Source organism: Mycobacterium sp. E136 (genome assembly GCF_001666865.1).
Lineage (GTDB): Bacteria > Actinomycetota > Actinomycetes > Mycobacteriales > Mycobacteriaceae > Mycobacterium.
Map to the genome: position 1 here is coordinate 1 of NZ_LZJE01000045.1, position 5907 is coordinate 5907.

Annotated in this window: 2 protein-coding genes and 2 pseudogenes; all 4 read left to right on the forward strand. The window is 62.2% G+C overall.

All coding sequences use genetic code 11. The annotated features are described in order from the left end of the window. A pseudogene (locus tag A5698_RS29255) lies at positions 1 to 268 on the forward strand (glycosyltransferase); the annotation flags it as partial. A 242-nt stretch (positions 269 to 510) separates the two neighbouring features. After that, positions 511 to 1098 (forward strand): annotated as a pseudogene (locus A5698_RS03395) (glycosyltransferase); the annotation flags it as partial. Between the two features lie 87 nt (positions 1099 to 1185). Further along, the gene (locus A5698_RS03400; protein WP_084792234.1) at positions 1186 to 1992 is read left to right on the forward strand and encodes a TylF/MycF/NovP-related O-methyltransferase; all 807 of its coding nucleotides are present in this window, start codon (positions 1186 to 1188) and stop codon (positions 1990 to 1992) included. A gap of 944 nt (positions 1993 to 2936) precedes the next feature. Continuing rightward, on the forward strand, positions 2937 to 5907 hold a 2971-nt coding region (locus tag A5698_RS03405), incomplete at its 3' end, for a non-ribosomal peptide synthetase (RefSeq protein WP_197506631.1).

The following is a 5907-nucleotide window of genomic DNA, read 5'->3' on the forward strand; positions in this document are numbered from 1 at the left end:
GCCACCCATCTATTTCGGCTTCGGCAGCATCCCGACCGAATCTCCCGACGACACGATCGCCATGATAGCCGCCGCATGCGCGGAGTTGGGTGAGCGGGCGCTGATTTGCGCCGCTGGAATGGATGATTCCCGAGTCGCGCATCCGGATGACGTCAAGGTGGTCGGCGCGACAAGTTACGCGGCCGCCTTCCCCGCGTGCCGCGCAGTCGTCCACCACGGTGGCTCAGGGACCACGGCCGCGGGCTTGCGTGCCGGAGTTCCGACGCTCCGGCGCGCAGAGCCAACGCCGTCGTGCCCGCGCCACCGTGGTGGACGACTGCGCGGCACGCGGGGAAGGCGGCCGCGTAACTTGTCGCGCCGACCACCTTGACGCTCTCGGACTGCATCTCGCTGAAGCCGCTCCATCCAGAGCAGATCAGCGCCCGCTCACCCAGCTCCACGCACGCATCCGTGATCATGGCGAACACGCTGTCAGCAGACTCGACCAAGTCGACGGGGATGCTGCCGAAGCCGATTTTCTTCGGGTTCGGCAGTGTGCCGGTGGAATCTGCCGCCGACACGCTCGCCATGATCACCGCCGCCTGCTCGCAGTTGGGCGAGCGGGCGCTGATTTGCGCCGCTGGAATGGATGATTCCCGAGTCGCGCATCCGGATGACGTCAAGGTGGTCGGCGCGACAAGTTACGCGGCCGCCTTCCCCGCGTGCCGCGCAGTCGTCCACCACGGTGGCTCAGGGACCACGGCCGCGGGCTTGCGTGCCGGAGTTCCGACGCTGATTCTTTCGACGTGGCCTGAGCAGGCGCGCTGGGGCGCTCTGGTGAAGCGCCTGAGAGTCGGTGCAGCACGGCCCTTCGCGGACATCAGCCGCAAATCATTGGTTGAGGATTTGCGGACAATCGTCGCGCCGGAATACGTCACCCGAGCCCGCGAGATCGCTGCCCAGATGACCAAACCTGTGGAAAGCGTTACCATCGCTGCCGATCTTCTGGAGCGGGAAGCGGTGTTGAAGGCAACCGATGCTGAGGCAGACGAAGCGGCTGGGGCTAGGGACGCTCGGAATGTCGACAGCGCCGGGCAGCGTACCGGTGAACAAAGTTGAAGTGTGATGGGGTGGGGGCTGACACGCATCCAGCGCCTTGCGCAATGATTGCGTCTCGTAGCTTTTGCGTCAGAGGAGGAAAACTCGATGAGCAAGCCAACGGTGCCCGTCGTCGCTGACTATGTCACGTCGCGGATCGTGCGCCGGATTCGTCGGATGGACTCGCGCCACAAGTTCGTGGATCTGGATGAATCCACGCAGGACATCATCCGCAGGGTCGACCCGTACACTCTGACCTCGAGCGACCGCGTTGCCGCGTTATGCGGGAGCGTCGATTACATTGTCGACAACGACATCCCGGGGGCTTTCGTCGAGTGCGGAGTCTGGCGCGGCGGGAGTCTGCTGGCGATGCTGTTGCGCCTCCGTCAACGTGGCATCGTCGACCGCGACATCTACGGGTATGACGTGTGGGCCGGAATGGGGCCGTCCGGTTTCCCGTACCAACCTACCGACGAAGATGTGCTCTTCAACGGCACATCGGTTCAGAGTTCTATGAACCCGGGCCGGATCGGTAAAGCACTGTACGACCGCGTAGTGCCGAAAGTGACCCATTTCAAGCCTTCGCGCGATGACGTCTTCGCTCTCTTGACCTCCACCGGATATCCCGCAGAGCGGATCAATCTCGTAGCTGGTCCGGTGGAGGACACTATTCCTGCGCAAGCGCCTGAGACGATAGCTCTGCTGCGCCTCGACACCGACCTATACGAGTCAACACGCCATGAGCTCGAGCATCTCTACCCACGAATTCCGGTCGGCGGAGTGCTGGTCATTGATGATTACGGGTACTGGAAAGGTGCCCGCAAGGCCGTCGACGATTATTTCGAGGGGCACCGCATTTTGCTGCATCGCGACGGCCCCTCCGTTCGATTCGCGATCAAGCAGCAGGAGCGCTGAACCACGGCTCAGCGACTGGGCCATTACGGTGTGGGTGCTGAACCAGCGGGACATCCAACACGAATGGCAATGAGTCCATATCGGAGCTGAATCCGATCGACGATTGGCACCGCTTTCTATCGCTTTGTGCATCGTCGTGCGATTTCAGCAAAATTACCCTCACATCCGAGGTCTCTTAGGCGTCGCTCACAAGAGCGCGTTCCGATCATGAAGAGGCGGCGTTTCACGCCATGTACTCGAACGGCTCATTGTCGGGGCGCGGGTGAGACCGCTTATCGGCTAACTGCGATATTTGAAAACTCACCGTTAATTTTCATTGGCATTTCCGCTCACGCGGAGTCAAATACCTAACCTCATCCGGCGCCTTTCGGTTACTGCAGAAGTCGCTCAGCGGCCTATACAGGGTACCCCGGCAGCGCGCAAGCCGGGCGATGAGAGGGGGCCGTTTGGTCGGGGCGTGGACGCCCACGAGTTCACTGAGCTTCGTGGTATCCCGGCTCACTAAGCCGCGTGGCGTTAGCCGAGCTGACCCATCACCGCAGGCGATAGCACTTTGCATGCCCAACACTCCGGATGCTAGCCTGTGAAGCGCACAACACCTAGAGACTTTGCTGAAACGCGTCACAGCTCCAATGCGGCTTAGTATGGTTTGGAACAGTCCCACTCACTCAAGTAAATTCTGGAGAGGCGTGAGCATCGATCCGTTCGACTGCCCCACCGGTGGCTTCTCATCCAGGCCAGCGTTGGGCTACACAGTCTGTGGCTCGTCATCGACCTTGTCGCAACCGGCTCATGAGCGGTTCACGGCAAAGCCGAGCGCTCTGCGATTTGGACTACATCCGACAGAACCGGGAACACGGCCTGAGGGGTCCGCGGGGGCGGCTCGGCGGGGGCTGGGCTCTGACGAGCAAAGCGCCTGACTTGGGTGATTGAGGGGAAAACAAATGGAACTCGATGACCGGGTTTTTCCGCTCACGCGGCGACAGTTCGATATGTGGCTGGCGGAAGAAACGGGTCGCGCGGACGCTACGCTTCATCTGGGCGAACTCGTGCGGATCGAGGGCGCCGTAGACGCCGCTTTAATGGAGTCGGCCATCGGCCACGTAGTGAGCGAGGCCGAACCGCTCAGAGCCGAATTCTTCCAAGTCGATGCGCAGGTTTTTCAGAGGCCGGTGGACTATTCGTCTGTGCAGCTTCTTCGCTACGATCTGTTGAATTCGGCCGATCCCGAGCAAGAAGTACGTCGCCTGGCATCCCGCATCCGACGCGCGCCGATGCCGCTTTCGGGCCCACTTTTCAAGTTCGCACTGTTGCAGACGCGATTAGATGAAAACTATCTATTTGCGTGCTGCCACCACATCGCAATAGACGGTATCGGCCTCGGTCTTGTCTTGCATCGGATCGCAGCTGTTTACTCTGCATTTGCTACTGGCGGAGAGGTGCCCCCCACCTTTTTCGGCTCCCTGCATGATCTGGTCCATTGCGAGTTGGAATACGAGACGTCGACCGACTATCTAGACGATCAGATCTATTGGGCCAATAATCTTCCTGCCGAGAAGCCACCGGCCCAACCGTTCGCCCACGCGCCAGTGGTCGGAGATGACGCCGACGAGTTTTCATCACCGTTTCCGCTGCAGCCGCAGATCGTCGAGCGGATTGATGAGTTGTCGCGCGATCTGGGAGTGCGTCGGTCCGCAGTGATCACGGCTGCCTGTGCGCTCTTTGTGAGTGCATATGACCACGAGCATTCAGAAGTGGTGCTTGACTTTCCGGTGAGCAGACGTGTGCGTCCAGAGTCGCATGCGGTTCCCGGACTGGTCTCGGATGTGGTTCCGCTCGTCTTGAAGACTCCGGCAAATACTTCGGTTGCTAGCTTCTGCCGCCACGTAAACACGCAAATCCGAGAAGCGCTGCAACACCAACTGTTTCCGGTGCAGAGTCTTGAAGGTGGTCCGCGCGTCCACAACTCCGGCCGTGCGTCGAATCGGGTGGTCGTCAACTTCATCCCCGCCGCTCACATGGGGTATTTCGATCGCGCGTTAGCGACAGGCACGCTAACCAACGCCGGCTTCGGGGCCCAGGCCGCGCTGGTCTTTTTCAGGGATGGTGACCAGCTCCACCTCAGCGCTCTGGGTGCCGGTCACCCAATCGCCGAACTGGATGTTTCCGAAATAACGGAGCGGTTGAGCCGCGTGCTTCTGGCGATGACGGACGATCCGGAGAAACGGCTGGCGTCCTTCAATTCACTGGATGACGACGACCTTGCTCGCGTCTACGGGTGGGGTAACCGAAACCTCTTGACAGCGCCGGCGCCGGACACGATGTCGATTCCGGCGGTGTTCGCGACGCAGGTAGCTGCTGTCCCAGACGCCGTGGCGCTGGCGTGCGAGGGTCGCTCGTGGACCTACGCCGAGCTGGATGCGGCATCGAATCGGATTGCGCAGCTGCTAGTCGACTTGGGCGCAGGCCCGGGGAATTCTGTGGCGCTGCTGTTTTCGCGTTGCGCCGAGGCGATCGTCGCGATGCTAGGGGTGCTCAAGAGCGGTGCGGCGTACCTGCCGATCGATCCAGCGCACCCCTGGGCGCGCATCGAGTTCATGATTTCCGACGCAGCTCCCATGGCGGCACTGACCACCGCCGAGTTGGCGGGGCGGCTGGCCGATAGCGGGTTGACGGTCATCGACGTCGCCGACCCGGTGCTCGAGGACTATCCGGTCACGGCGCTGCTGGGCCCGGCCGCTGACGATGTGGCCTACACGATTTACACGTCGGGCACGACAGGCGTACCCAAGGGGGTGGCGATCACCCACGCCAATGTCACCCAGTTGATGGGTTCTTTGGACCATCCCTGGGCCGGCGCGGGGCAGGTGTGGTCGCAGTGGCACTCATATAGCTTCGACATTTCCGGTTGGGAGATTTACGGCGCCCTGCTTCATGGGGGTCGGCTAGCGGTGGTGCCGGAGTCGATCGCGGCCTCGCCGGAAGCCCTGCGCACCTTCTTGATTGACGAGCAGGTCAGTGTGTTGTGCCAGACCCCTTCGGCGGTGGGCATGTTGTCGCCGCAGGGCCTTGATGCGGTGACGTTGTTGGTCGGCGGCGAGGCTTGCCCCCCTGAGGTGGTGGATCGGTGGGCCCCTGGCCGGGTGATGATCAACGAATACGGTCCGACCGAGGCCACGATGTGGGTTGCGTTGAGCGAGCCGCTACAGGCGGGCTCGGGGGTGGTACCGATCGGCGCGCCGGTGCCGGGTGCGGCGTTTTTCGTATTGGACAGTTGGTTGCGCCCGGTACCGCACGGGGTGGTCGGGGAACTGTATGTCGCCGGGCCGCAGTTGGCAGTCGGGTACGTGCGTAGGGCGGGCCTGACTGCGTCGCGGTTTGTGTCGTGTCCGTTCGGGGCGCCGGGGCAACGGATGTACCGCACCGGGGACCTGGTGTGGTGGGGTGCCGACGGGCAGCTGCGCTATGTGGGTCGTGCCGATGAGCAGGTCAAGATCCGCGGCCATCGCATCGAAATCGGTGAGATCCAAGCGGCGCTCAGCGCCCTGGACGGAGTGGACCAGGCGGCGGTCATCGTCCGCGAGGACCGCCCCGGCGATAAGCGCCTCGTCGGTTATCTCACCGAGTCGGCAAGCGGTGCCGTGGACCCCACCACTATCCGTGCCGCACTGGGCGAGCGGCTCCCAAGTTATATGGTCCCGTCGGCGGTGGTATTGATCGACGCGTTGCCGTTGACGGTCAATGGCAAGCTCGATAAGCGCGCGTTGCCGGCGCCGGAGTATGCCGATGTCGAGCATTATCGCGCCCCGTCCACGCCTACCGAAGAGATTCTGGCTTCCATCTTCGCCCAGGTGTTGGGGTTGGAGCGGGTCGGTGTCGATGAGTCGTTCTTCGAGTTGGGTGGCGACTCGCTGT

What these genes read in the sequence shown, in the direction of transcription:
- A5698_RS03400 (WP_084792234.1), top strand. Translation starts at nt 1,186, where the DNA reads ATGAGCAAGCCAACGGTGCCCGTCGTCGCTGACTATGTCACGTCGCGG.